General features: G+C 33.0%; 25 protein-coding genes. 14 read left to right on the top strand and 11 right to left on the bottom strand.

Going from position 1 to position 23,016, the window contains the following annotated elements:
* Nucleotides 1–46 precede the first annotated feature (46 nt).
* Genes FUA24_RS06415 through FUA24_RS06400 form a run of 4 tightly spaced genes read right to left on the bottom strand, consistent with a single transcriptional unit; the run spans nucleotide 47 to nucleotide 4,047 of the window.
* Nucleotides 47–1,114, bottom strand: a complete 1,068-nt coding sequence (locus FUA24_RS06415; RefSeq protein WP_148540720.1) for an AAA family ATPase — start codon at nucleotides 1,112–1,114, stop codon at nucleotides 47–49.
* A 7-nt stretch (nucleotides 1,115–1,121) separates the two neighbouring features.
* Nucleotides 1,122–2,327, bottom strand: a complete 1,206-nt coding sequence (locus tag FUA24_RS06410; RefSeq protein ID WP_148540718.1) for a DUF4350 domain-containing protein — start codon at nucleotides 2,325–2,327, stop codon at nucleotides 1,122–1,124.
* Nucleotides 2,327–3,061: a hypothetical protein gene (locus FUA24_RS06405; RefSeq protein WP_148540716.1), complete on the bottom strand. Its 735-nt coding sequence runs from the start codon at nucleotides 3,059–3,061 to the stop codon at nucleotides 2,327–2,329. Before FUA24_RS06405 ends, FUA24_RS06410 begins: the two co-directional genes overlap by 1 nt.
* On the bottom strand, nucleotides 3,058–4,047 hold the full coding sequence (locus FUA24_RS06400) for a stage II sporulation protein M (RefSeq protein WP_148540714.1): 990 nt from the start codon (nucleotides 4,045–4,047) through the stop codon (nucleotides 3,058–3,060). The genes FUA24_RS06405 and FUA24_RS06400 overlap by 4 nt, the downstream gene beginning before the upstream one ends.
* A 91-nt stretch (nucleotides 4,048–4,138) precedes the next feature.
* On the opposite strand from FUA24_RS06400, the gene FUA24_RS06395 reads away from it, so the two are divergent.
* Both FUA24_RS06395 and FUA24_RS06390 read left to right on the top strand, forming a co-directional pair.
* A complete protein-coding gene (locus tag FUA24_RS06395) occupies nucleotides 4,139–4,858 on the top strand; it encodes an RDD family protein (RefSeq protein WP_148540712.1) in 720 nt (239 codons plus the stop codon).
* 214 nt (nucleotides 4,859–5,072) lie between these two features.
* The gene (locus tag FUA24_RS06390; protein ID WP_148540710.1) at nucleotides 5,073–5,687 is read left to right on the top strand and encodes a trimeric intracellular cation channel family protein; all 615 of its coding nucleotides are present in this window, start codon (nucleotides 5,073–5,075) and stop codon (nucleotides 5,685–5,687) included.
* Between the two features lie 14 nt (nucleotides 5,688–5,701).
* Here the strand turns inward: FUA24_RS06390 and FUA24_RS06385 are convergent, their stop codons facing one another.
* Nucleotides 5,702–6,409 (bottom strand): peptidylprolyl isomerase, encoded by a 708-nt coding sequence (locus FUA24_RS06385; protein WP_148540708.1) that lies wholly within the window; start codon nucleotides 6,407–6,409, stop codon nucleotides 5,702–5,704.
* Nucleotides 6,410–6,415: 6 nt separating this feature from the next.
* On the opposite strand from FUA24_RS06385, the gene FUA24_RS06380 reads away from it, so the two are divergent.
* From FUA24_RS06380 to FUA24_RS06345, 8 genes are all read left to right on the top strand, one after another.
* On the top strand, nucleotides 6,416–7,060 hold the full coding sequence (locus FUA24_RS06380) for an NUDIX hydrolase (RefSeq protein ID WP_148540706.1): 645 nt from the start codon (nucleotides 6,416–6,418) through the stop codon (nucleotides 7,058–7,060).
* A 52-nt stretch (nucleotides 7,061–7,112) separates the two neighbouring features.
* The gene (locus FUA24_RS06375; protein ID WP_148540704.1) at nucleotides 7,113–7,910 is read left to right on the top strand and encodes a lysophospholipid acyltransferase family protein; all 798 of its coding nucleotides are present in this window, start codon (nucleotides 7,113–7,115) and stop codon (nucleotides 7,908–7,910) included.
* 84 nt (nucleotides 7,911–7,994) lie between these two features.
* Entirely contained in the window at nucleotides 7,995–8,441 is a 447-nt protein-coding gene (locus FUA24_RS06370; RefSeq protein WP_148540702.1) for a DUF2059 domain-containing protein, read from the top strand.
* A 3-nt stretch (nucleotides 8,442–8,444) separates the two neighbouring features.
* The gene (locus FUA24_RS06365) at nucleotides 8,445–8,684 is read left to right on the top strand and encodes a hypothetical protein (RefSeq protein WP_148540700.1); all 240 of its coding nucleotides are present in this window, start codon (nucleotides 8,445–8,447) and stop codon (nucleotides 8,682–8,684) included.
* Nucleotides 8,685–8,771: 87 nt separating this feature from the next.
* A complete protein-coding gene (locus FUA24_RS06360; RefSeq protein WP_148540698.1) occupies nucleotides 8,772–11,063 on the top strand; it encodes a type IA DNA topoisomerase in 2,292 nt (763 codons plus the stop codon).
* A gap of 53 nt (nucleotides 11,064–11,116) precedes the next feature.
* A complete protein-coding gene (locus FUA24_RS06355) occupies nucleotides 11,117–11,986 on the top strand; it encodes a BKACE family enzyme (RefSeq protein WP_148540696.1) in 870 nt (289 codons plus the stop codon).
* Between the two features lie 14 nt (nucleotides 11,987–12,000).
* A complete protein-coding gene (locus tag FUA24_RS06350) occupies nucleotides 12,001–12,675 on the top strand; it encodes an acetyltransferase (RefSeq protein ID WP_148540694.1) in 675 nt (224 codons plus the stop codon).
* A 6-nt stretch (nucleotides 12,676–12,681) separates the two neighbouring features.
* Nucleotides 12,682–13,260, top strand: a complete 579-nt coding sequence (locus FUA24_RS06345; RefSeq protein WP_148540692.1) for a pseudouridine synthase — start codon at nucleotides 12,682–12,684, stop codon at nucleotides 13,258–13,260.
* On the opposite strand, the gene FUA24_RS06340 is transcribed toward FUA24_RS06345, so the two are convergent.
* Nucleotides 13,257–13,877: a hypothetical protein gene (locus tag FUA24_RS06340; RefSeq protein ID WP_148540690.1), complete on the bottom strand. Its 621-nt coding sequence runs from the start codon at nucleotides 13,875–13,877 to the stop codon at nucleotides 13,257–13,259. The two genes, FUA24_RS06345 and FUA24_RS06340, sit on opposite strands and share 4 nt — an antisense overlap.
* A gap of 3 nt (nucleotides 13,878–13,880) precedes the next feature.
* The gene (locus FUA24_RS06335; protein WP_148540688.1) at nucleotides 13,881–14,375 is read right to left on the bottom strand and encodes an RNA polymerase sigma factor; all 495 of its coding nucleotides are present in this window, start codon (nucleotides 14,373–14,375) and stop codon (nucleotides 13,881–13,883) included.
* Nucleotides 14,376–14,563: 188 nt separating this feature from the next.
* Between FUA24_RS06335 and FUA24_RS06330 the strand changes: the two genes are divergently transcribed.
* The gene (locus FUA24_RS06330) at nucleotides 14,564–16,717 is read left to right on the top strand and encodes a TonB-dependent receptor (RefSeq protein ID WP_148540686.1); all 2,154 of its coding nucleotides are present in this window, start codon (nucleotides 14,564–14,566) and stop codon (nucleotides 16,715–16,717) included.
* Between the two features lie 9 nt (nucleotides 16,718–16,726).
* Here the strand turns inward: FUA24_RS06330 and FUA24_RS06325 are convergent, their stop codons facing one another.
* Nucleotides 16,727–17,869 (bottom strand): NAD-dependent epimerase/dehydratase family protein, encoded by a 1,143-nt coding sequence (locus FUA24_RS06325; RefSeq protein WP_148540684.1) that lies wholly within the window; start codon nucleotides 17,867–17,869, stop codon nucleotides 16,727–16,729.
* Nucleotides 17,870–18,018: 149 nt separating this feature from the next.
* Between FUA24_RS06325 and FUA24_RS06320 the strand changes: the two genes are divergently transcribed.
* Nucleotides 18,019–19,023, top strand: a complete 1,005-nt coding sequence (locus FUA24_RS06320; RefSeq protein ID WP_148540682.1) for a sugar kinase — start codon at nucleotides 18,019–18,021, stop codon at nucleotides 19,021–19,023.
* On the opposite strand, the gene FUA24_RS06315 is transcribed toward FUA24_RS06320, so the two are convergent.
* The 3 genes from FUA24_RS06315 to FUA24_RS06305 are packed head-to-tail and all read right to left on the bottom strand — an operon-like array spanning nucleotide 19,024 to nucleotide 21,445.
* A complete protein-coding gene (locus FUA24_RS06315; protein ID WP_148540679.1) occupies nucleotides 19,024–19,725 on the bottom strand; it encodes a DNA alkylation repair protein in 702 nt (233 codons plus the stop codon).
* Between the two features lie 13 nt (nucleotides 19,726–19,738).
* Nucleotides 19,739–20,647, bottom strand: a complete 909-nt coding sequence (locus FUA24_RS06310) for an AraC family transcriptional regulator (protein WP_148540677.1) — start codon at nucleotides 20,645–20,647, stop codon at nucleotides 19,739–19,741.
* A gap of 12 nt (nucleotides 20,648–20,659) precedes the next feature.
* The gene (locus FUA24_RS06305; protein WP_148540675.1) at nucleotides 20,660–21,445 is read right to left on the bottom strand and encodes a carbohydrate-binding family 9-like protein; all 786 of its coding nucleotides are present in this window, start codon (nucleotides 21,443–21,445) and stop codon (nucleotides 20,660–20,662) included.
* Nucleotides 21,446–21,569: 124 nt separating this feature from the next.
* Between FUA24_RS06305 and FUA24_RS06300 the strand changes: the two genes are divergently transcribed.
* Together FUA24_RS06300 and FUA24_RS06295 are read left to right on the top strand one after the other, a co-directional pair.
* On the top strand, nucleotides 21,570–22,298 hold the full coding sequence (locus tag FUA24_RS06300) for an energy transducer TonB (RefSeq protein ID WP_148540673.1): 729 nt from the start codon (nucleotides 21,570–21,572) through the stop codon (nucleotides 22,296–22,298).
* Nucleotides 22,299–22,584: 286 nt separating this feature from the next.
* Entirely contained in the window at nucleotides 22,585–23,013 is a 429-nt protein-coding gene (locus tag FUA24_RS06295; protein WP_148540671.1) for a DUF2141 domain-containing protein, read from the top strand.
* The last annotated feature ends 3 nt before the right edge of the window (nucleotides 23,014–23,016 follow it).

The raw sequence follows: 23,016 nt of genomic DNA, 5'->3' as shown, positions 1-23,016 counted from the left end.
ATCAATCATCAATCATCAATCATCAATCATCAATCATCAATTGTCACTACCTAGGAATTTCTACCGTTTCAATAATTTGTTTTATAATTTGCTTACTTGTAATACCTTCCATTTCGCGTTCTGGTGTTACAATTACTCTATGGTGTAAAACAGGAACAGCGGCACGTTTAATATCTTCGGGCGTTACAAAATCTCTACCAGACATAGCAGCAAAAGCTTTACTTGCTTTTAATATTGAAATAGACGCTCTTGGCGAAGCGCCTAAGTATAAAAAGCGATTGCTTCTTGTTGAAACAATAATTTCGGCTATGTATTTCAGTAAGTGTTTTTCAACAATTATCTGATTTACTAAATTTTGATATTTAGCTATTTGAGATGCTGTTAAAAACGATGTAATTTGATCAACTTTTTTGGCATCTTTAAGATTATGTTCACGCTCTAAGATTTCAATTTCTTCTTCAAGATTAGGATAATCTACATCTATTTTAAATAAGAAACGGTCTAATTGCGCTTCTGGTAAGCGGTAGGTGCCTTCTTGTTCTACAGGGTTTTGGGTAGCTAATACCATAAATGGTATGTCTAGTTTAAACTTATTGCCATCAATAGTAATTTGTTTTTCTTCCATTACTTCAAACAAGGCTGCTTGCGTTTTTGCAGGAGACCTGTTAATCTCATCAATAAGAATCATATTAGAGAAAATAGGCCCTTTTTTAAATTCAAACTCAGAATTTTTTAGGTTAAAAACTGAGGTCCCCAAAATATCACTTGGCATTAAATCTGGCGTAAACTGAATTCGGCTAAACCCAACACTTAACGATTTGGATAATAATTTGGCGGTTACCGTTTTGGCAACTCCAGGAACACCTTCTATTAAAGAATGTCCTTGCGCTAATAAAGATGCAATTAGCATATCTACCATGTCCTTTTGCCCAACAATTACCTTACCAATTTCTTGCTTTATTTTGTTAACACTGTCCTGAAGTTCAGATAAGTCTAAACGGTTTTCAAATTGTAGATCTTTATCTTCTTTTAAAGCACTATCATCTATGGTTTCAACAACACTTGGCTTAGGTGTTAAATCCTCTTGTTCTGGAGTTTCTGCGTTATCCTTCATAATTTATTTAGGCGTAAAAGTTTTCAATATATTTATTTAGCTTCACTAAATTGTCTTCGTAATACTCTCGTTTAGATTGTATGAGTTTAATGTAATTTATTAGCGTTTTAACATCTTCCTTTTTCTTACCAGCCTTAGCTGCAAGTTTGGTAATGAATTCTTCGTTAAGTTCTTCGGTATCTAAATTATAGTCACTTCTTACTTTTTCGAAGAAATATGTTATTTTTTTGTCTATTAGGTTTTTATAGTCTTTGGTTTCAAAATACAAATTAGAGATGGTCTTAACAAAAGCAACACTTGTATTTTGTAAAGGTGTAATTATTTTAATAATGCGTTGCCTTCTTTTAGCATTAAAAATCATAAAAAGAATTCCGAAAATAACGGCAGTATACCAAGCCCACCTAAAGGCTAATTGATCTAGAAACCAACTTAAGTCCGATTCTTGCTCTACATCTCCATCGTAACTATTTTGGTATTTGCTATATGAATCAAAATAAATGTTGTCATCTGGTAAATACGATATTAAACTTTCTACATATTTATACCTATCTCCCTTTAATAAATTATAATTGGTAAATACTTTTGGTTGAAGGTGAAGGTAAATTGAACCATTTTTAAACGGAACATGAATAAAATTCACCCGCTTTTCATCGGTTTTAGAATGTCCTAGAATGCTGTGGTTTATAGAGTCGAACTTACTAAAATAATTATCGCCTGAATTTTTATCTATTTTAGTGTAGTTGAGTGATTTGTTAGTGAATGATAACTCTGAAATACTGTCTTTTTTAGGGTTGTATTCAAACTTTATCTCAATACCAAGGGTGTCTTCTAGCTTTTCATGAAAATAATAGTCTGAGATAAACAGCGTATTTCCGTTACTAACAAAATTCAAAACTTCATCAACGGAGTATTCGGTAAGGTAATCGGAATTTCCAACCTTAATATAACTTCCTTGGGCAACATGATCTCCCCAACCATCTTCAGAATTAGCAGCCAAATAGCTTGACGGTTGGTGGTAAACGGTTCTTATCTTTTTATCCCTAAATAATTTAGGAAGTTCTTTATAAAATATATTAATGCCATAAGGTTTGGAGCTTTTTTCATTAAAAGATTCCTCCCAATCAATGGTTCTAGTTCTTTTGATTTTAATTGTAAAAGCACCAACAATTACCAAGGCTACAATAACTAATATAACAGGAAGCGACTTTTTCATTATTCTACCTGTTTTAAAAGGGTTGCAAAATTATTTTTAGCTTTTTGGTACTGATTATTGCTGATCATAAATTTTCCGTACCATATATAGCTGTAAAGGTAAGATACGTACTGAAACGCCTTACTAAACGGTTGGCCTTCAAGTTCGTTTAAGTATTCGGCATTGGTTTTATCGTCTTCAAACTTAATATGATTTTTTAAGGTAAGTGTTTTTAAAACAAGTAAGTAATAATATCTAATAGCTAGTCTAAAGTTGCCTTCTTCTTCGGCAGCTTTTATTAAAGTTTTAATGTCGGCATTTTCGATATTTTCAGACGTTATATCTTCAATAGAATCTAACTTTTTATTTCGATTAGATTGAAACAAACCAGTACTACCTTCATTAAGCAGAACGTAAACGAGGTAAACTACCGCAAGCGCTAATGCTACATAAAATATCCAGTTAATTCCGCCGCCAATAGAGAAAAAATCATCATTGTGTTCTTCTTCTATTTCTGGTGTTTTAGAATGTTTCTCTTCATAATCTTTATATTCTCCTGACCCACCAGATGATGCACGGGTTACTTTATTGCCGCCTTCGTAATCATATCTAGATGAGTTGTAACGCTCTTTAAAATCCTCATCAAAATGTCTAAATTCTTGAGGTGTTTGAAAAGGTATACTTGCCCATAGGTTTTGGCTAAAACTTATCAGGAAAAATAAAGATAAAACTATATATGGTTTTTTAAGAATCAAGAATATACGGTACTTAAGAGAGATGGTTGTGTTATTTTTTTCTGAATTCTGTAAGGATAAATTAAGTAGTAATAGCTTATTAAACCTAAAGTTGATAAAATGATACCAACAGAAAGCCAATTGGGCATAATGTTGGAATACCTAGTAACAAAACCCTCTAAAAACCCAGCTGAAAACGTGAAAGGAAAAGTGCTTATTAAAATCTTAACGCCCGTTTTAGCACCTAGTTTAAATGAGGTATACCTAGAATGGGTGCCTGGGAATAATATGCTTGCTCCTAAAATTAAGCCAGCTGCTGCTTCAATTACTATGGCAAATATTTCCATAGAACCATGAATCCATATACCACGAACACTTTCCCAAAATACTTTCATATCATAAAAGAAATATTGAAAAGAGCCCAACATTATACAGTTTTTAAAAAGTATCCATAAGGTACCAATACCTAAAAAAACACCAAGAACAAAAGCAATAATACCAACTCTTAAATTGTTTATGGTTATACCAATAAAACTCCCCCAGTTACTGCCACTTTTATATACCGCAACAGGATCTCCTTTTTCAATATTTTCTAAAGACATGTCTACATAAGCATCACCTAAGACTGATCTAACAAATTCTCCGTCATTAGCTGCAGAAATAACCCCAATTGATGTAAACGCAAAGAATATAATAAAGGCTACGTAAATGAATTTTCTATACTGATAGCAAATTAGTGGTACTTCAGTTTTCCAGAAACTAATAATTCTATTAGTGTCATGACGTTTAGTTTTATAAATTTTTTGAAAAGCCTTTGCTGCAAGCTGGTTTAAATACGTTATAACATGGCTTTTGGGATAGTAGGTTTGTGCATAAGATAAGTCGTTAATAAGGTGAATGTATTGCGATGCTAATTCATCTGCATCCTTAAAATCATCATTGAAAACAGCTTTTTCAAAACTTAACCATTTTTCCTTATTTTGCTTAATGAAGGCTACTTCTCTCATGTAGAATCAAAGCTACATAAATTTTTATTAAAAGTACTTCTTGTCTTACAAGAATTTACAATAGATTTGTGAAAAGAAATGAACCAGAATAATGTCTGAATTACAAATTAATACCACCCAGAATGTTAAGATAAATTTTACCGCTGCGGGAATAGGTGAACGCGTTTTAGCGTTTATACTGGATTGGGCTATTAAAATTGGATATATGTTAGTGCTAAGTTGGACTGTTGGGGCTTATGACAATATGGATGATTGGTCTCAAATAGCCATAAATACAGTGTTAAGCTTTCCCGTAATGTTTTATACACTTGCACTAGAATCTTTTTTAAACGGACAAACCATTGGTAAAAAAGCACTAAAAATTCGCGTTGTAAAAATTGATGGTTTTCAAGCTTCCTTATCTGATTATGTGGTACGATGGTTTTTTAGAATTGCGGATATTTACCTGTTCTTTTTAGGCTTTTTTGTAATTATATTCAGTAAAAAGTCCCAAAGAATTGGAGATATGGCTGCCGGAACAGGTGTTATTAACTTAAAAGATAGTATTACAATTAAACATACCATTCTTGAGAATTTAGTTGAAGACTACAAACCTAGTTATCCCAACGTTATTAAGTTGTCTGATAATGATGCTCGAATTATTAAGGATACCTTTATATCTGCAAAAGCTGCTAAGGATTATCCAACACTCATAAAATTAAGGAATAAATTGGTTGAAGTAGTTGGAATAAAGGATATTAAGCAAAAGACCGATATTGAGTTTATTGATGTTATATTAAAAGATTATAATTACTACACACAAAATATGTAAGTAGAGAACCTCTTTTTTATTAAAAAAGAAGTGTGTGAATCACTTATCTCGAACTTGTTTCGAGACTTTTTATTGTGTTTAATCTAAGCTGTACTTACTCTGGTCGGAGTCGAAGAGGCTCTTGTATAAAAGTTCAACATCTAAAGCTATAATTGATGTTTATCTTTGTATTCGGAAATACATAACCACAGAAAAAACAAATATTTTGTAAAAGATGTTCTATACCATTGACATATTAGGAACCATTGCATTTGCCATTTCAGGTGTGCTTGTGGCGTTTGACAAAAGAATGGATTTGTTTGGTGTGTTAATTATAGCATTTGTAACAGCGGTAGGAGGAGGAACTTTACGAGATCTACTTATTGGTAATACACCTGTTAGCTGGATGAAAGACATAACATACACCTATGTTATAATTGCTTCTGCATTTTTTGCAATATTCTTTAGAAGTAAGATTAATTATTTAAGAACTTCATTGTTTTTGTTTGACACCATTGGTATAGGTTTGTATACTGTTATAGGCGTACAAAAGGGCTTGCAAGCAGAATTACATCCTATAATTTGTGTAGCCTTAGGAACAATGACAGCTAGTTTTGGTGGTGTTATTAGAGATATTTTATGTAATGAAATACCAGTAATTTTTAGAAAGGAGATTTATGCAACAGCTTGTATTCTTGGAGGACTTTCCTATTTCTTGTTGGTTAGATTACCTATTGAAAATGACGTAGCGCTTCTAATTTCGGGAGTTATTGTTATCGTAGTAAGACTATTAGCTGTAAAGTTCAAAATTGCTTTACCCAATATTTATCGAGAAAAAATTAGAAATTAGCAGTTTGTATTCAATTAATCAATAATCTCCACTTTTCTAATATAAATATTCTTCATAGGCCATTCACCATCATCGGCGTCTTGATTCGCAATTTTATCAACTACATTCATACCTTTAATAACTCTTCCGAATACTGTGTAAGCTCCGTCTAAATGGTGAGCGCCACCTTTTTGCTGAACAATAAAAAACTCATAAGGTGAGGCTAATTTATAAGGGTTTGTAATTTCACTACTAGGCATAGAAATGACACCTCTATCATGTTTAAACCCTTTTTTAGTATCTGGCGGTAAGAGGTATCTGCCAATATAACCGCGTTTTTTTGAGGTTTGTTTATCATCGCCATTACCACCTTGAATTATAAAATTAGGTACAATGCGATAAAATTGAGTGCCATCAAAGTATTTTTGTTTAGTAAGCCATATAAAATTAGAGCGGTGGAATTTAGTCTCATTAAACAGTAAAATATCAATATTTCCAAAGTCTGTAAAGATGCGGACTTTATTTTCTTTATGCGCCTTATCATATTCAAGGAAAAACTCCATAGCACTTTTGGAATTTAACTTTGGAAATTCCCGTCCATCCTCAACAATTGAGGCTTTTGCAACTTCTTTTTTTGCTACCGATGGTGCAGTAACGGTATTGGACGCTTTTTTCGTTTTACTTTGTTTATCTTCACAATTGAAAAAAAGCAAAACAAGACTAAAAAACAATATATAGCGCATAGGTGTATGAATTACGACGATTTCTTAAAATCAATTTCAAAAATAGAAAATATACCACTTCCAGCCGAAGCTTCTCAATTTAAAATGGTACCACCTTTTCGTAGGGAACTAATTAAAAAGCAGCAAGACGCTATGAAAAATGCTAAAGAAGCTGGTGTTTTAGCGCTATTTTATCCAGATATTCATAACCAAACAAAATTTGTTTTAATACTAAGAAAAACATACAAAGGTGTGCATTCTGCACAGGTAGGTTTTCCTGGAGGAAAATTAGAAGAAAGTGATAATAGTTCTTTAAAAAATGCCGCTATTCGTGAAACTTTTGAAGAAGTTGGCGTGCCAACTCAAAGTATTGAAGTCATAAAAGATCTTACACAAGTGTACATACCTCCAAGTAATTTTAAGGTGCAACCCTACATAGCTATAACAAGAGAAACACCAACTTTTGTTAAAGAAGAGAAAGAGGTAGAGCATATCATTGAGGTAGATTTACCGCATTTGTTAGATGACGAAATAGTAATAACTAAAACTGTTAAAACTTCTTATGGTGTTGAAGTTGAGGTGCCTGCGTTTAAATTAAATGGTTATGTTGTTTGGGGAGCAACAGCAATGATGCTTAGCGAAATTAAAGATATTTTAAAGGCACTAACGTAATTGCTTAGTTTTATTACTTTTGCAAAAGCTAACCAACCAGAAATTTGATTACATGGGATTATTTAAAAGAAATCCTTTCGGACATATACTTTTTTTAAAAAAATGGCTCATAAGAATTATGGGAGCCATGTCTCATAGGCGATTTAGAGGGTTCAATGAACTACAGATAGAAGGTTCAGAAATCATAAAAAACCTTCCCGAAAATAATGTGCTTTTCATTTCAAATCATCAAACATACTTTGCAGATGTTGTGGCTATGTTTCATGTGTTTAACGCTAGTTTAAGTGGAAGGGGAGACTCCATAAAGAATGTGGGATACTTATGGAATCCTAAACTTAATATTTACTATGTGGCGGCAAAAGAAACCATGAAATCTGGTTTGTTACCTAAAATATTGGCTTATGCTGGGTCTGTAAGTATTGAACGTACTTGGAGGGCTGCAGGTCAGGATGTAAACAGACAAGTGCGTATGAGTGATATCACCAATATTGGCACTGCACTTAATGATGGTTGGGTGATTACATTTCCTCAAGGTACAACAACACCCTTTAAACCAATTAGAAAAGGTACAGCGCATATTATAAAACGATACAAGCCTATTGTGGTACCTATTGTTATTGATGGTTTTAGACGTTCTTTTGATAAAAAGGGACTGCGTATAAAGAAGAAAAATATACTCCAATCAATGGAAATTAAGGAACCTTTAGTTATTGATTATGATAATGAATCCACTGAAGACATCGTTAAAAAAATTGAATTCGCTATAGAGCAGCACCCATCCTTCCTAAAAGTGCTTACTCCTCAACAAATAAAGGAACAAGAAGAGCTGAATAAGCTTAGAGAGTGGTAATTCGTAAAAAGTAATAATTAGTTTACTTTATTATCCAAAATAGAATACCTTTAGGTTTTAATAAAATAACCAAAACTATTTACCATGAAAAAATTAATCTCAACTTTAGCACTACTTTTAGTTGTGTCATTCTCAACATTCGCGCAATCTGATGAGGCTTATAAAAAAGTTTTAACCGAAATGTTTGAATTATCAGGAACAGAAGAAACTTATCAGGTAGCTATTAAACAGATGTTTGGTATGTACAAACAACAGTACTCCTCGGTAAGTAATGATATGTGGGATGAATTAGAGGCAGAATTTAATAAAGCTTCTATGCAAGATTTGGTTGATTTGTTGGTTCCCGTTTACAAAAAGCATTTATCTATTGATGACATAAAGGCTATTATAGAATTTTATAAATCAGATGCAGGGAAACGTTTTGCCACTAAAACGCCATTAATTATGCAAGAATCCATGCAGGTTGGTCAACAATGGGGAATGAAGATAGGGCAGGATTTTGCTAAAAAAATGCAAGAGAAAGGTTATTAAGAAATGCGCCAACTAAAACTCATTTGGGATTTTAAAGGTCCAGATGCTTTTAAAATTGCAGAACATCATGTTATTCACCTAAAAGAATACATTAATTTAGAAGGGTTAGAACTGAATATAACTGGAGTGGAACGCATTAGCGATTTTCACACCATTGCGTTTTTGGTGGTGCCCGAAAATGAAATGCCTAAAGTTAGAGATGCACTTAAACCTCATAGAGGGCAAGTTTATACCCAGGGCTAAGATTAACCAGTTAATAACTCCTAATAATTCAGCTTTAAAAAAGAATACAATTTTCATATTTTGCACTTCCCATTAAATTCAATGTAAGTGAAAGTTTGTATTGCTGAAAAGCCAAGTGTAGCTAGAGAAATTGCCGCAGTGTTAGGTGCTAAAACCAAACATGATGGTTATTTTGAAGGGAATGGTTATGCCGTAACATATACTTTTGGTCACTTATGTACACTTAAAGAACCCGTTGATTATAAACCATATTGGAAAAGTTGGGACTTGAATAATCTCCCCATGCTTCCAGAAAAGTTTGAAGTTAAGGTTGTTTCTAACTCGGGTATTCAAAAGCAGTTTAATATTGTAAAGCGATTGTTTGAGAAAGCAGATGTGGTTATAAACTGTGGGGATGCTGGCCAAGAAGGAGAACTTATTCAGCGTTGGGTAATGAACGAAGCCAATTATAAAGGACAAGTGCAACGCCTTTGGATTTCTTCTCTTACCACTGAAGCTATAAAGGAAGGTTTTGAAAATCTAAAACCTGCAACAGATTATGATAACTTATACTATGCAGGATTTTCAAGAGCCATTGGAGACTGGTTGTTAGGTATCAATGCAACAAGGCTTTATACCGTGAAACATGGTGGGTATAAACAAGTACTTTCTGTTGGGAGGGTGCAAACACCAACTTTAGCTATGGTAGTTAATAGGTTTAGAGAAATAGAAAACTTTAAACCTGTCCCTTACTGGGAACTTCAAACTAAGTATAGGGAAACACTTTTTAGTTATGAGGATGGTCGGTTTTTTAAAAAAGAAGACGGACAAGTTCTTGCTGATAAGGTAAAAGAAAGCGATTTTGAAATAGTTTCTATTACAAAAAAGAAAGGGAAAGAATATGCCCCTAAGTTATTTGATTTAACAGGCTTACAGGTATATTGTAATACCAAATTTGGTTTTTCTGCAGACGAAACACTTAAAATAGTTCAAAATTTATATGAACAGAAAGTAGTTACCTATCCAAGGGTAGATACTACGTTTTTACCCAATGATATTTATCCGAAAGTAGAAGGTATTTTAAAACGATTAACTCAATATGCTAATTTGGTTCAACCGCTTTTGGGTAAAAAGATAAAAAAGTCTACTAAAGTTTTTAATGATAAAAAGGTAACAGATCACCATGCTATTATTCCAACAGGTGTTCAAAATCAGTTGTCTGTTTCGCATCAACAAGTTTATGATATTATTGTAAGACGCTTTATTGCTGTGTTTTATGATGATTGCCAGGTGTCTAATACCAATGTCATTGGGAAAGCTGCTGAGGTGTCTTTTAAAACCACTGGAAAAGAAATATTAGATAAAGGTTGGCGCGTTGTTTTTGAAAATTCAAACGCAAAAGAAAAAGAAACTGGTGTTTTACCAACATTTGAAAAAGGTGAGAAAGGGCCTCATGAGCCAACGTTTTTGGAAAAGGAAACAAAACCTCCTAATCAATATACAGAAGCTTCCTTACTTAGAGCTATGGAAACAGCTGGTAAACAAGTAGATGATGAGGAAATGAGAGACCTAATGAAGGAAAACGGTATTGGGCGTCCTTCAACACGAGCCAATATTATTGAAACCCTTTTTAAACGGAAATACATAAAACGAAATAAAAAACAAGTTTTACCAACCGAAACAGGAATTCAGCTAATTGATACCATTCAAAATAGTTTATTAAAGTCTGCTGAATTAACCGGGCGCTGGGAAAAGCAGTTGAAAGATATTGAAAAGGGAGATTTTAGTGCTGGTGCCTTTATTAAGAACATGAAACGTATGGTTGATGCTCTTGTATATGAGGTTAGAAGTGAAACCAAACGGGCTAATATCTCTTATGAAGCCAATGCTAAAAAAGCAAAAGCTAGTAAGGCGTCCACAAAAAAAGGAGGAATTACATCCGAGAGTTGCCCTAAATGCAAGCAAGGAACTGTTTTAAAAGGTAAATCAGCTTACGGATGTAGTAATTATAAGTCTGGTTGTGATTTCAAACTACCTTTTAAAGTCTATGATAAAAAGATATCCGAAAAACAATTCATAAGGTTACTTCAAAAGGGAAGTACAGTAAATTTAAAAGGGTTTAAAACCGAATCAGGTACTATTGAAGGCTTGATACGATTTGATGATAATTTTCACTTAAAACTTGAACCTAAAAAGACTTCAGTAAGTACAGAGGCAGATGAAAATAGATGTCCTAAATGTAAAAAGGGTACAATAATTAAAGGTAAAACGGCTTATGGTTGTAGTAATTATAAGTCTGGTTGTGATTTCAAGGTTTCTTTTAATTTGGTAAAAGAAAAGATTGATGGAAAAGTAGTAACCAAAGAACTAGTTTATAATATTTTAGTCGATAATTTTTGATATTGGAGCCTTGAACTTAATAACTTGGTTTTTTCAACCCCTAAAAAAATGTTATGGCTGGTGATTTTATTTTAAATTTTACCCCGACTGGTATGATACCTACTAAGGAGATGACTTCACATGTTCCAATTAGTGTTTCAGAAATTGTCGAAGATGTTCATAAAGCAACGGAAATAGGCATCACAATGGTGCATCTACATGCTAGAGAAGAAGATACAGGAGAACCAACATACAAGAACGCGATTTATGGAAAAATAGTAGAGGGCATCAGAAAGTATGCGCCAGAATTAGTGTTGTGCTTATCCTTAAGTGGGAGAAATTTTGGGGAGCTAGAAAAGCGAAGCGAACCTTTGATGTTAGAAGGTATTTTAAAACCAGATATGGGCAGTTTAACACTGAGTTCCTTAAACTTTAATAAAACCGCAAGTATAAATGCTCCAGATATGGTTCAAAGTTTAGCTAGGATAATGAAAGAAAAAGGTATTGTTCCAGAGTTAGAAGCATTTGATATTGGTATGATAAATTATGCTAAATACTTGCATAAGAAGGGGTTGTTAGATCCACCATACTACTTTAATTTATTGTTTGGTAATATAGCTTGCTCGCAAGCAAATTTATTGCATTCTGGAGTTATGATTAATGATTTACCTGACAATTCGCTTTGGAGTTTAGCTGGTATTGGTAATGTGCAGTTACAGATGAATTCCTTAGCACTAGCATGTGGAGGAGGTGTAAGAGTAGGGTTAGAAGATAATATTTGGTTTGATTCAGAAAGAACTAAATTAGCCACTAATTCCGAATTGTTAGAACGGACGCATATTATTGCGAATGCTAATGAGAGAAATGTAATGAGTTCAAAAGACTTTAGAAAATTAATGCACTTGAAACCAGGCAATGGTGAATACGGAAGAATTTCAAAATAATAGATATTTGAGAAATGGAGGATAATAAAGCACTACATGTTTTAGGTTGTGTGCCTATGGGATTAAATATTTTGTTTGAAATTGCAGAGGCGGCTAAAGGTATTAATTCGTTTAAGGTTTATAAAAACATGCCAACTTCAGATATTTATGAAGCTTTTAAGCCGCAAGAAAATTGGAAAGTAGAAATTTATGACCAAGGAATTGAAGATTTAGTGTTTACAAAACAAGCATTTTTGGCATTTTCTGTAGTAGGTGTTAAGTCTAAAGAAAAGGTCTATAAATGGTTTAAGAAGCAAACCAATATTGAAAAAAGCCAATTTGTTAATTTAATTCACCCTATGTCATATGTGTCAAAATCAGTCCAATTAAACGATGGCTTACAAATTGAACCTCAATGTACTATAGCAGCTTGTGCTAAAATCGGTTTTGGTGTAAATATTAAACGTAATTCTAGTATTGGACATCATTGCCAAATAGATGATTTTGTTACTATAAATCCTGGAGTTACAATTAGTAGTTATGTGAAAATAGGAAGTAATACCATGATTGGCTCTGGTGTAACAATAAAAAATAATACCACTATTGGAAACAACTGTATTATAGGTGTTGGTAGTGTAGTTGTAAAAGATATACCAAGTAATAGCATTGCTTATGGTAATCCTTGTAAGGTGCACAAACAGAATGCTTAATTCTTAATGATAAAAACTGTGAATAACTATGTGATCTACAAACCCTACGGTTACTTAAGTCAGTTTAAGAGTAACGATTCCAAACAACAAAAAAAGAAGTTTTTAGGCGAATTATATGATTTTCCGGAGGGCATCATGGCTATTGGTAGATTAGATGAAAAGTCTGAAGGTTTGTTGTTACTTACCACAGATGGAAAGATGAGTGACTATATTAATAGCCAGAAAGTAGATAAAGAGTATTACGCTTTAGTTGATGGAGATATTACTCCCAACGCTCTAGAAAAACTAAAATCTGGTGTTCAAATTGGTTTTGAGGGTAAAAAGTATACAACAAAACCATGTAAAGTTTCTAAACTTAGTGAAATTCCTAGTTTACCCGAACGCTCAAAAAAAATTAGAGATGATAGACATGGTCCAACTAGTTGGATAACCATAACTCTAAATGAGGGAAAGTTTAGGCAGGTTAGAAAGATGACTTCCGCAGTTGGATTTCCAACCTTACGATTAGTGCGTGTAAGAGTTGGTAGTATTCAACTTAATGCTATGCACGTTGGGGATGTAATTGAGGTTAATGAATTTTTTTAAGCTTCTAATTTCTTTAATTCCCTGTAGTTTTTATTTAGACGTTTAATTAGTAACCCATAAATAAGTTTGTAAAAGAGCCATATTAAAATAATAATAACTCCTACAACGACTAAGCTAAATAGAATAAAAACAAACCAACCTTTATCTTGTACTGCTAAAGATACATTGGGGTCATTATTTATAGAATAAAATATTCCTATTAAACTGGAAACCCCAACCATAACTAAGTTATATAAAACATAGTACTTAATGATTTTTCTTGTGTTAATAATACTCTTCATTAGAGTTTTTAAATTATCAGTAACTGAAATAGATTTGTAAGACCTATACAAAAGAAAAATAAAAGCGAATATCACTATATAACTTAAAAAACTAAGTCCAATTATTACCATATTAGAACCTATAGTGTCTATACGTTCTTTATATGCCTCTGAAAAAAAGTAAGGTAAGAAGTTTACAAGCGTCCAAAAAATAAGCTCTCCAACACTTATATAAAACAGTGTTTTAACTATTGAGGATGACTTTTTATGTAACATTGGCAAAATATCTTTGGCGGATAACTTGCTTTGTGTCTTTTGTGTATTCCAGTCCTTTTTTAATAAATCTAATCCATCCATAGGTTACGGATTTAAAATGGTTCTTAGTTTGTTCTTAATTCTGTTCATTTTCACGCGGGCATTTACTTCACTAATCCCCATAGTTTCGCTAATTTCTCTATAATCTTTGTCTTCTAAATACAAGAAAACAAGCGCTTTTTCAATGTCGTTTAATTGATGTACAGCTTTATAAAGCACTTTTAACTGTTCTTCTTCTGTATCATCATAATCTTCAGATTTCATCTTAAAAGCTACACCGTCATAATCTTGGGTGTTAATAGTTCTTTTAGACTTTCGGTATAGTGTAATGGCTGTGTTTAAGCCAACCCTATACATCCAAGTACTAAATTTAGAATCGCCACGAAACTTCGGATAGGCTTTCCAAAGTTGAATGGTGATTTCTTGGAACAAATCATTATGAGCATCATAGTTGTTTGTATACAACCTACATACTTTATGTATGATGTTTTGATGCTGTTCAAGCAGTTCCACAAAATTTTGTTCTAATTCGTTTTTCAATTTGATGGTTAGGTTATACCTATTGGTAGCTTAAATCTAATTAATGTTACAAAAAAGATGAAAATACTATTAAAATTTCAATTCATCCTTAAGTTTTTACAGTTCGGTTATTTAAAGTTTAAAAACGTTTTGTTCTGATTCAAATTTGCACTGTCAATCAATACAAACGAACAGTACAACTAATAATCATGAAACAATTAATCGTAATTTTAATCGCATTACTAAGTTTTCAAATTCAAGGGCAAACCACTATTAATGGTAAAGTCGTTAATTCTAAAAACCAACCTATTGTAGGTGCTAATATTTATTTAGAAGGCACATATGATGGAAGCACATCAAATGCAAATGGTGAATTTTCATTTACTTCTTCCGAAACAGGAACGCAAACGTTGATAGTCTCCTATTTAGCTTACGAAACCTTTACAATGGTTGGAGACTTGTCTTACTTTAAAGACTTAACAATAAAGCTAAAAGAAGATGTTAGTACATTAGATGCCGTTGTATTATCGGCAGGAACTTTTTCCGCTGGGGATAATAGTAAAGTGAGTGTTTTAAAGCCACTAGATGTCGTAACTACAGCTAGCGCCTTAGGCGATTTTGTAGGAGCATTGCAAACACTTCCAGGTACATCAACAGTATCTGAAGACGGACGTTTATTTGTTCGCGGTGGAGATGCAAACGAAACTCAAATTTTTATTGATGGTATTAGAGTGTTCACGCCCTACACACCAACAACTAACAATACACCAACAAGGGGCCGTTATTCTCCATTTTTATTTGATGGTATTACATTTTCAACTGGAGGTTATTCAGCAGAGTACGGTCAAGCTTTATCTAGTGTTTTATTATTAAACACTATAGATGAACCAGATCAAGAAAAAACAGATATTGGGATTATGAGTGTAGGTGCCAGTCTTGGAAACACACAAAAATGGGGAGATAATTCTTTAAGCGTAAATGCGTCATACGTAAATTTAGCACCTTACATTGCTTTATTACCAGATAGGAATGATTGGGAAAAACCATTTGAAACGTTTGCGGGAGAAGCAGTTTACAGACATAAAACAGATTCAGGTTTATTTAAGTTCTACGGTGCTTTTGATACTAGTAATTTTGAACTAACTCAAGAACATATTGATTTTTCTGAGGGAGCAAATTTTAAACTGAATAATAAAAATTTATACATGAATGGATCATATAGCGGTATTTTAACAGATACTTGGTCTATGTTTGGAGGATTAAGTTTTACTAGAGCAAATAATAAATTGGGAATTCTTACGAGTGATGTAAACAACACAGAAAACTCCTTTCATGCAAAATTGAAGTTTAAAAATCGTTTCAGTAATAGATTCAAATTGTATTATGGAGCGGAATATTTTGCTACAAATTATGATGAGACTTTTGAAGATGAAACTAGTGATGAAGTGGATTATGGATACAATAATAATATTGCTGCAGCATTTGCCGAAGCAGATATATTTATTTCTAAAAAATTAGCATTTAAAACTGGAATTAGAGCTGAATATAGCCAACTATTTAAAGATTTTAATGTGGCTCCTAGATTGTCTTTAGCCTATAAGACGTCAAATAAAAGTCAGTTGTCATTAGCTTATGGTAATTTTTATCAAAACCCAGCTAGCGATATTTTAAAATTTGAACAAGATTTGAAGGCTGAAAATACTACGCACTATATAATGAACTATCAGTATAATGCAGACGGACGCATTTTTAGAGCAGAAACGTATTATAAGAAATATAGTAACCTTGTGAAATTTGATACTGATTTTACAAGATTCGATAGCAATTTTAGCAGCAATGGAAGTGGTTATGCAAAAGGACTAGATTTATTTTGGAGAGATAGTAAGGCTATTAAAAACTTTGATTATTGGTTAAGCTATTCCTATTTAGATACCAAAAGAGATTATAGAAATTACCCTATGGAAGCACAACCAAATTTTGCCAACAAACACAATGTATCGGTAGTTGGTAAATATTTCGTTACAAAGTGGCGTAGTCAGGTTGGATTTAGCTATGGTTTAGCATCAGGAAGAACCTATACCAATCCTAATGAACCAGGATTTTTAAATGAAAAAACAAAAACATTTAACAATCTAAGTTTAAACTGGGCGTATTTAATTTCTCCGCAAAAGATATTATACGCTTCGGTTAACAATGTTTTAGGTTATAAAAACATAAATGGTTATCAATATTCAAGTACGCCAGATTTGAATGGACAATTTAATAGGCGTGCTTTAAGGCCTGCTGCAGATCAGTTCTTTTTTGTGGGATTCTTTTGGACAATTAGTGAGGATAAAAAGAGCAACCAGTTGGATAATTTATAGAATGTAACTCTAATTCTTCCTTGTATTCCACTTTTTTAAGATGTCTTTTTCTCGTCTCATAAAAGAACGTTCGGCAGTTAGGATATTATCTCGTCTAGCTTGAGAAACGGCATTAGAGTACCACCAAGTTTTTGTGGCCTTAACTGTATCTGATAAGGTTCGGTATGTTAATCCAGAAGCAATGGCTTTGGTGGTATCCGTTTTAGACATTCCTGCGTATTCTGGTAACTGAATTACCCAAGGTTGAATTCCGATGATCCGATTTTCTTTTAAGAAATCAAGGTCATCAATTTGAATAAAGTTTATTGAAGAGTTGTAGTGTTTGCAGATTTCCTTAACAAAAACATTAGTTGTCATTTCAAAACCAGGCCCAGAGCCGTTATAGGTCCCAGTAGATTTGTTTTCAACTAGCCTAATCATCCATTCTGCTAAATCTCTAACATCAATATACTGCACTACTTCATTTTTACCACCTGGAATTATTAAATCGCCGCCTTTTTCAATTCGAGCCAACCAATAAGGAAAACGATCTGTCGGATCTCCAGGTCCAACAATGAGGTGTGGTCTTATTATAAAAGCTCTATCTAATCCGAAAGCGTCTATTGCAGCTAATTCGGAATTAGCTTTCATTATACCATAATCGTACGTTGGCTTTTGATCTTCTGTGGCATCATTTGGCATGACGGTAACTACTTTTCTACTTTCGGAAAAGTCATTTCCAAAATAAGGATAATAGACACTAACCGATGACGTATACATATAATATCCAACATTATCCTTTAAAAGGTTGGCTGTGTTTTTTGTCCATTCAACTTTTCTTCCAGAATTGTCTATTACCACATCCCAGGTTCTGTTTTTTAGTGCTTCTAAATTGTTTTCACGATCTCCGATTAAATGTTCAACTTTCGAGAAAAGTTCCGTATGAATTTTAGGTTTAGTTTTCCCTCTTGTGAATATGGAAACCTCGTGTCCGCGTTCTAAGGCGTAAGCAATTTGATGAGGTCCTAAAAAACTAGTGCCCCCGAGTATTAGTATTTTTAATTTCTTGTTAGTTTTTTCTATTGGGATTAGTTTTAGTGGACTTGCTTGTATAACTGAAGAAATGCCAAGCATCATACTTATTCCTAAAAATTCACGTCTACTTTTTTTCATTTGTGCGAGATTGAAGTGTTTCCTAAGTTACTTAAAACGCAGCACAAAATCAATTTGTTAACAGTACTTTATAAATTGTCTTAAAATTGGTTAACCAATTTTAAGGAATTGATTATCTTGCAGAAAATTAGGTTTTACTTTAAAATATTATGGGACAAATTATAACTTTTGGTGAGGTTTTAATGCGTATTTCGCCTTGGGGCAATAAAAAATTCATTCAGTCTAACGTAGCTGAATTTTTCTTTGGAGGTACAGAGCTTAATGTTGGTATTTCTATTGCCAGATTTGGTAGTAAAGTAAAACATATTAGTGCAGTTTCGGATGATTTTATTGGAGAAACAGCTATTTCTTATATTAATAAGTTTGGTGTAGATACGTCTTCAATTGTTAGGACTAAGCGTCCTCTTGGCGTTTATTTTTTAGAAGTAGGCGCTGTAATGAGACCAAGTACCATTTCTTATAATAGGTCTCATTCGTCATTTTCAGAAATAAAACCTAGAATGGTAGATTGGGAAAAAGCTTTAAAAGAAGGGGAGTGGTTGCATTGGACAGGTATTACACCTGCTTTATCTCCAGATGCATTTCATATATTAAAAGAAGGTTTAACGCTGGCTAGAGAAAAAGGAATGGCGGTTTCTGCAGATCCAACCTATAGGCGTGGTTTATGGAAATACGGTAAAGAGCCTAAAGAAGCTCTTACAGAACTATTAGAACTTTCTACAATATTTATTGGAGGTATAAATGAAATTAATGAGGTTTTAGGAACGAATTATTCTTATTCAAATGAAGATTTTATTGAAGCGTCTAAGGCTTTAATTGAAGCTTTTCCTTCAATTGAAAAGGTATTTGATAAAATACGCACCTCTTTAAATTCTTCATGGCACAAAATAAGAGCTAGAATGTGGAATGGTAAGGAATTCAAAGAAACTGAAGACCTTGATATTACCCATATTGTGGACCGCATTGGTACCGGAGATGCGTTTGCAGCAGGATTGGTTCATGGATTGCAACGTTATGATGACTGTAAGGCCATGAAATTTGCAAGTGCAGCTTGTGCTTTAAAACACACATACGAAGGTGATGTAAACCTAGCCACTGTTGATGAGGTTACAGCTATTTTAGAAGGTAACACTTCTGGTAGGCTAAATAGGTAGTTAGGTTTTTCTGTAAATAGCTCTTGGGTAATCCGATATTCTAACACCTTCTTTTTGAAGCTCTTTTAGAGCGTCTTTCGCTATCCATTGGGCAGAAGAACTTTCGTAGGTCAAAATCTCTTTGGAAATTTTAATGGCAGTTTTATTTAAATCTTTGTTCCGCTTTCCAATACTTCTAAGTGCCCAATTTACAGCCTTTTTTACATAAAGTCTCTCGTCATTGGCTTCACTCTTTATTATTGGAAAGAACTGTTCAAAAAGATCATTACTAGATGTTTTATCTGCCATACAATAAGAAGCCATAATTGCAAAACCAGCCCTTTTCTCAAATTCAGCAGTTCTTTTGGTCCAATCCAATATTTTAGCTAATGCAAGTTCACTTTTAGAAAAAACACCCATGGAAAAACTGTCACATATTTCCCAGTTTTCAAAGGTTTTTACCCATTTTTCCATGAGATCTTCAGTAACATTTTTCGGCCTAAATATTTTGCTACATAAAAGTCTAGCTTCATAAATACCTGTATCAAAAAGCTCAATAGCAAGTTTATTGTTAAACCCTATATCTTTGGCAATAATCTTTAAATCCTTGTGATAAATACCCAATGAATTTGTAGCTATGATGCCATATTTTTTTTCTTTAAATATAATCTTCTCATCATCTGCCAGATAATGAAGTTTTTCTAATACAGCATCACAAGTCATATTTTATTAGTGTTTACACTACCGGAATATAAAAGTCTACAATAGCTTTCTTTTCTGGGTGTTCGTTAAAATTGTTATGATAAACTTCAAAAGGCTCTCTATCTGCTTTTTTGTATCCATTCTCATTCATCCAAACAAATAGACCTGTCCAAGATTTTTCAAATTCATGAACGCCAATTTCAAAACTTCCAATAATACATTTTCCACCTTCAATGGTTGTGAAACCTATTTCGCCTTCACCCTCTACTGTATCATTTAACAAAATGCAGGCATGCATTCTAACCTTATGTGGAGGTGTTACTTTAAAACTATCGTAATAAATAGTTGCCATTTTAGTCTCATCGTGCATCAAACCTTTAGGAATAGCCCATTGCATAAGATTTTGAAAAGCCTGTCCTAAGTTTTGAGACCCTATGCATGAGATATAAGCTACTTCAATTTTATCTATGTCCTTAACTTCAATATTTGCATTCATTTGTATCCAGTTTTTTAGATTATTAATGTTGCAAATGTATTTTTCAATATCCAAAGGCTGTTGTTTATTCTTGCTCTCAAGTTGTCTAATCTTGCTAAATCTATTGGGGTTTTGAGTTTTAAAATGAGTTGGACTAACATCATAAAATCGTTTAAAGGCTTTTGAAAACGAAGCTGTATCACTAAAACCATATTTTAGGGCTATATCCTTAGTCGATTGCGTTTTTAATAGAAGGTCTAAAGCTGCTTTTTCAAGCCTTTGTCTTGTAATGTATTCGTTTAACGTTTCATTTGTAATAAGCTTAAAAACTCTATGAAAATGAAAAGGGGAGAAGTGGGCTATTTGAGCAACGGTTTCTAAAGATAGTTTTGCATCCAAATTGCTATGAATGTAATTAAAGACTTTATTTAGCCTGCTTTTGTAATCTATTATAATTTCTGAATCCATTTGTTGTAGCTATTAATCTACTAGCTGTAAAAGTCCAAACATGGTTGGTTGATGTACATCTTTTGTTGCAATATTCTCCACAGGGAAAATTGTTGTAGTAGAACGTTTTTCACCATCAATTGTGTTTCTGTCTTGTCTAATAGCCAAAAACATATATTGGGCACCACTTTTTACGGGATAAGCCCTATCTAAGCCCCAAAGTACATTAAAAGGTATTTTAAATTCCATTGTCCAGCCGTTGTCTTTATCAGAATTGTCGTTTACTGTGCCATCAATTGTAACACCAACGTCATAATTAGGATTATACCATTTAGCAACAATATTTTTGTCTTTTTCAAAATCGTTTATAAACAGCACATCATTTTTAGCTTTATTTAAATTTACTTCAAGTGCAATATGTGTATTTAAAGCCTTTGGCGCCGGAATTAAAAATAGTTCTGCACAATCATCAAAAAATGGTTTTCCGTCCCTTTGAGTTTCTCTTGCGGTTATAAATTCATCCTCACATTCAAAAAATAAATAGAGATGCTCATCATCCCATTGCATTCTATATATTGTTTTTTGGTGTGTGTTATTGGTTTCACCTTTATAAAAATAATCTAAAGAACGTGCTTCGGTATGCTGCCAACTAACTTCTTCCATTTTTCCGTCTACCACAATGGAATCTTTTGTTTTAATAACCTTATATACTGGTCTTTCGTTCGTAGTTGGTTTTTGCTGTTCCTTTTGGCTGTGTTTATCACAATTAAATAGAAGACTTATTGTTACAAATAATAAAAGTAGTTGAATGCCTTTCATTGGTTTAAATTTTAGTTGAACTAATGTACAGTTTTTAGTTTATATGTTGGTGTTCTATATATGATTTTGGTCATAGTTTTTTGTGGTGTTAAGTCATACATTTAATGTATAAAATCTTAGAGTCATGAAACCAAAAAAGAATCCAAAATTAGAAATTGGGCGCAATAGCAGCTTATATTTTGCTATTGGTCTTAATTTGATGTTACTTCTTTCGTGGCGAATGTTAGAATTCAAAACCTACGAAAGAGACGTAGTGTCTATTGACGTATTAGACGTTGAAAGTGAAGTGGAAGAGGAAATTCCTATTGTAGATCAAATAGCGCCTCCGCCTCCACCGCCACCTCCTGTAGCTATTCAAGAAAATGTTCAGATTGTTGAAGATACAGATGAGGTTGAAGAAACCATTATTGAAAGTACTGAAGCAACGCAAGATGATGCAATTGCCGAAGTTGTTGAAGTAGATGATATTGAAGTTGAAGAGGTAGAAGAAGATGTAGAAGTTGCTTTTGCAGTTATTGAAGATGTGCCAATTTTTCCTGGTTGTGAAGGTATGTCCAAAGCTAAAACAAAAGCTTGTTTTCAAAAGAAAATGCAAGAACATGTTGTAAAACATTTTACATATCCTCAGGCTGCTTTAGATCTTGGTATTCAAGGAAGAGTATCTGTTATTTTTACTATAGATTCTAAAGGATATGTTTCTGGTATACGTTCCAGAGGTCCTGATAAAATATTAGAAAAAGAAGCTGAACGTATAATTGGTTTAGTGCCAAAAATGAAACCAGGGAAACAAAGAGGTAAACCTGTTAAAGTATCTTACGCAGTGCCTATTTTCTTTAAATATCAAGAAGGTTAAGGTCTGTAAAAAGTTCTTTATATCAATGTGGGGAAACCAAGAGTTAATTGTTTAGCTCTTGGTTTTTTCATGTATTAAAACCTCTTATTCTATTTGTTTTTTTGTTGGAAAAGCTATGTTATTATCTCTTTTTTGGACTTACGTTTTCCCACTTCTCTGGTTATTCTACAGTTCATCATATAAAAATTACAATTCGGTAAGTCACTTTTTAAAAACACTCATTCCTGTTTGATATTTGTACCATAATTATTCTGAAAATCAATTCAGCGCAAGAAAACGAACAGTTATGAACTACTTTATTACAATTATTTTCTCAGTTATTCTAAGCACAACCTCAAGTGCGTTTGCTCAAAGTTCAACAGGTAATGATTTAACCATTAAAGTGTCCGGAATCGATAGTAATGATGGCAAAATATTTATTGGTTTATACAACTCCGAAGACAGTTTTTTGAACAAAACATTTAAAAGGGCTGTATCAAAAATTGAAAATAATCAGTGTGCAGTTGTCTTGAAAGATATTCCAGAAGGTGTTTATGCCATTTCTGTTTTTCATGATGAAAATGATAATAATAAAATGGATAAGGGCATGTTTGGAATTCCAAAAGAAGATTATGGTTGTTCCAATGATGCAACTGGATTTATGGGGCCTCCAAAATGGGAAGATGCCAAATTTGAAATAAAAGGAAAATCAATTAGTCAACATATTAAACTTTAAAAT

It is taken from the genome of Seonamhaeicola marinus, assembly GCF_008085455.1.
The sequence above is the reverse complement of the archived record's forward strand: the minus strand, read 5'-3'. Positions and strand labels throughout refer to the sequence as shown.

Excerpts from the sequence above, each read along its gene's own strand:
- FUA24_RS06310 (WP_148540677.1), bottom strand. The coding sequence starts at position 20,647 with ATGGATTCAGAAATTATAATAGATTACAAAAGCAGGCTAAATAAAGTC.
- FUA24_RS06325 (WP_148540684.1), bottom strand. The coding sequence starts at position 17,869 with ATGAAAAAAAGTAGACGTGAATTTTTAGGAATAAGTATGATGCTTGGC.
- FUA24_RS06350 (WP_148540694.1), top strand. The coding sequence starts at position 12,001 with ATGGAGGATAATAAAGCACTACATGTTTTAGGTTGTGTGCCTATGGGA.
- FUA24_RS06345 (WP_148540692.1), top strand. The coding sequence starts at position 12,682 with ATGATAAAAACTGTGAATAACTATGTGATCTACAAACCCTACGGTTAC.
- FUA24_RS06355 (WP_148540696.1), top strand. The coding sequence starts at position 11,117 with ATGGCTGGTGATTTTATTTTAAATTTTACCCCGACTGGTATGATACCT.
- FUA24_RS06295 (WP_148540671.1), top strand. The coding sequence starts at position 22,585 with ATGAACTACTTTATTACAATTATTTTCTCAGTTATTCTAAGCACAACC.
- FUA24_RS06385 (WP_148540708.1), bottom strand. The coding sequence starts at position 6,409 with ATGCGCTATATATTGTTTTTTAGTCTTGTTTTGCTTTTTTTCAATTGT.
- FUA24_RS06365 (WP_148540700.1), top strand. The coding sequence starts at position 8,445 with ATGCGCCAACTAAAACTCATTTGGGATTTTAAAGGTCCAGATGCTTTT.
- FUA24_RS06305 (WP_148540675.1), bottom strand. The coding sequence starts at position 21,445 with ATGAAAGGCATTCAACTACTTTTATTATTTGTAACAATAAGTCTTCTA.
- FUA24_RS06315 (WP_148540679.1), bottom strand. The coding sequence starts at position 19,725 with ATGACTTGTGATGCTGTATTAGAAAAACTTCATTATCTGGCAGATGAT.
- FUA24_RS06330 (WP_148540686.1), top strand. The coding sequence starts at position 14,564 with ATGAAACAATTAATCGTAATTTTAATCGCATTACTAAGTTTTCAAATT.
- FUA24_RS06340 (WP_148540690.1), bottom strand. The coding sequence starts at position 13,877 with ATGGATGGATTAGATTTATTAAAAAAGGACTGGAATACACAAAAGACA.
- FUA24_RS06320 (WP_148540682.1), top strand. The coding sequence starts at position 18,019 with ATGGGACAAATTATAACTTTTGGTGAGGTTTTAATGCGTATTTCGCCT.
- FUA24_RS06410 (WP_148540718.1), bottom strand. The coding sequence starts at position 2,327 with ATGAAAAAGTCGCTTCCTGTTATATTAGTTATTGTAGCCTTGGTAATT.
- FUA24_RS06390 (WP_148540710.1), top strand. The coding sequence starts at position 5,073 with ATGTTCTATACCATTGACATATTAGGAACCATTGCATTTGCCATTTCA.
- FUA24_RS06415 (WP_148540720.1), bottom strand. The coding sequence starts at position 1,114 with ATGAAGGATAACGCAGAAACTCCAGAACAAGAGGATTTAACACCTAAG.
- FUA24_RS06395 (WP_148540712.1), top strand. The coding sequence starts at position 4,139 with ATGTCTGAATTACAAATTAATACCACCCAGAATGTTAAGATAAATTTT.
- FUA24_RS06380 (WP_148540706.1), top strand. The coding sequence starts at position 6,416 with ATGAATTACGACGATTTCTTAAAATCAATTTCAAAAATAGAAAATATA.
- FUA24_RS06300 (WP_148540673.1), top strand. The coding sequence starts at position 21,570 with ATGAAACCAAAAAAGAATCCAAAATTAGAAATTGGGCGCAATAGCAGC.
- FUA24_RS06400 (WP_148540714.1), bottom strand. The coding sequence starts at position 4,047 with ATGAGAGAAGTAGCCTTCATTAAGCAAAATAAGGAAAAATGGTTAAGT.
- FUA24_RS06375 (WP_148540704.1), top strand. The coding sequence starts at position 7,113 with ATGGGATTATTTAAAAGAAATCCTTTCGGACATATACTTTTTTTAAAA.
- FUA24_RS06370 (WP_148540702.1), top strand. The coding sequence starts at position 7,995 with ATGAAAAAATTAATCTCAACTTTAGCACTACTTTTAGTTGTGTCATTC.